Genomic DNA, 1,691 nt, shown 5'->3' on the forward strand with positions numbered 1-1,691 from the left:
GAGCAACTGACCCATCGGTCCATCGACAGTGTAATGATAGAGCGCGTCCTTGATCTCGCGCATCTGAACGCCGCTCACAAAATCCGAAAGCGACCGGCCGGCTGCGCTGGCCTTCTGCCCACTGTCGGATCTCTCCAGCGATACAGACCGGGCATGGGCCACGGAATGGATCGAAATGTTGATCGCCCTGCAGGGCGTTACMATCACGCCGGATCATCGCAACGCTATCTMGCGTCAGATCGGATTGATGGCCAGCGCAGCCGGCCGGTCGCTTTCGGATTTTGTGAGCGGCGTTCAGATGCGCGAGATCAAGGACGCGCTMTATCATTACACTGTCGATGGACCGATGGGTCAGTTGCTCGACGCCGAACAGGACGGTTTGACCCTCGGTGCCTTCCAGACCTTCGAGATCGAGCAGCTGATGAATATGGGCGAGCKWAATCTCGTGCCCGTTCTCACCTATCTGTTCCGTCGGATCGAAAAGCGTCTCGATGGCCCACCGAGCCTGATCGTCCTCGACGAGGCCTGGTTGATGCTCGGTCATCCAGTGTTTCGCGACAAAATCCGCGAATGGCTGAAAGTGCTGCGCAAGGCCAACTRCGCCGTCGTGCTTGCCACGCAGTCCATCTCGGACGCTGAGCGCTCTGGCATAATCGATGTCCTGAAGGAATCCTGCCCGACGAAGATCTGCCTGCCGAATGGTGCCGCTCGTGAGCCTGGGACGCGCGAATTCTACGWGCGGATCGGCTTCAACKAGCGGCAGATCGAGATTGTCTCAAACGCCACCCCCAAGCGTGAATATTACGTCGTCACGCCGGAAGGCCGGCGCTTGTTCGATATGGCGCTCGGCCCTGTGGCGCTCAGTTTTGTCGGAGCCTCCGGCAAGGAAGACCTGAAGCGCATCCGCGCGCTGACGGTCGAACACGGCCGCGATTGGCCGATCCACTGGCTTCAAACGAGAGGAGTTCACGATGCCGCATCGCTGCTCAATTTCGAATAGATTGCTTACAGGTCTGGTGGCTGTCGCATTGGCGGCTGGCGCTGTTGTGCCCRCAAATGCCGGAACTGCCACGGGGGCCGCAACCGAATGGACGCAGGTTCTCAACAATGGMGAGCTCGTATCCCTTGTTGGMMAATCTGGCGAGCAAATCCAGAACCAGCTCACCCAGATCAGTCAGCTGGCGCAACAGATCGAAACCCAGCTCAATATCTACCAGAACCTGCTGCAGAACACCGCGACGCTTCCATCGCATATGTGGGGGCAGGTCGAAAGCGATCTCAACCAGCTTCGCAGCATCGTCGACCAGGGCCAGAGCATTTCCTTTTCMATGGGCAATGCCGACGATGTGCTGCAGCAGCGCTTCCAGAGCTATTCCAGTCTCAAGACCAACCTGCCGAACTCCGAGAGCTTTTCGTCAAGCTATCAGACCTGGTCCGACACCAACCGGGACACGATCGCCAGCACGCTGAAGGCCGCGAGCCTGACAGCCGATCAGTTCGACACCGAAGAAGGCACGATGTCTTCGCTTCGGTCCATGTCCGAGACCGCCGACGGGCAGATGAAGGCTCTGCAGGTCGGACACGAGATCGCCGCGCAGCAGGTCGCACAGATGCAGAAGCTTCGCGGCCTGGTGTCCCAGCAGATGACCATGATGGGCACCTGGCTTCAGACTGAGCAGACCGACAAGGAC

The 1,691-nt window shown here is 59.1% G+C and carries 1 protein-coding gene and 1 pseudogene; both read left to right on the forward strand.

The genetic code is table 11. From position 1 onward, the window contains the following. Positions 1–103: 103 nt before the first annotated feature. A pseudogene (locus QD357_RS32060) lies at positions 104–1,000 on the forward strand (conjugal transfer protein TrbE); the annotation flags it as partial. Beyond that, a partial coding sequence (gene trbJ, locus QD357_RS32065; protein ID WP_414126042.1) for a P-type conjugative transfer protein TrbJ occupies positions 972–1,691 on the forward strand: 720 nt, incomplete at its 3' end. The pseudogene QD357_RS32060 and the gene trbJ, both read left to right, overlap by 29 nt.

This window comes from Rhizobium sp. BR 317, assembly GCF_047445835.1.
GTDB classification, from domain to species: Bacteria; Pseudomonadota; Alphaproteobacteria; order Rhizobiales; family Rhizobiaceae; genus Rhizobium; species Rhizobium paranaense.